1 protein-coding gene is annotated in these 255 nt (G+C 68.2%); it reads left to right on the top strand.

Features of this window, described 5'->3' with window-relative positions:
* A partial coding sequence (locus AB4Y35_RS42240; RefSeq protein WP_368708807.1) for a hypothetical protein occupies positions 1–255 on the top strand: 255 nt, incomplete at both ends.

Below are 255 nucleotides of genomic sequence, written 5' to 3'. Positions count from 1 at the left end.
CTCACTGACACGCTGGTGCGCAAGGCGCAGGGGCTGCTAGGCGGGAACGATAGCGACCAGACGCAGGCCCCCATCGTGAACCCGCTCGACCGCTCGTTCGGCCCGCTGCTCGCGCTGATGGGCGACATGAATCCTCCAGCGGCGAGCGGCAATGCGGGTCACGCTCCGGCGGCAAATGCCGCCGCGTTCAACGGCGTCAGCCTCTCGCGCGTGCTGACCGCCGATACGACCGTGCGGCTGAAACTCCAGCAGATC

Origin of the sequence: Paraburkholderia sp. EG286A (assembly GCF_040965375.1) — a bacterium.
Classification (GTDB): Bacteria; Pseudomonadota; Gammaproteobacteria; order Burkholderiales; family Burkholderiaceae; genus Paraburkholderia.
Note: the sequence above shows the minus strand (reverse complement) of the source record. Positions and strands in the feature narration are given on the sequence as shown.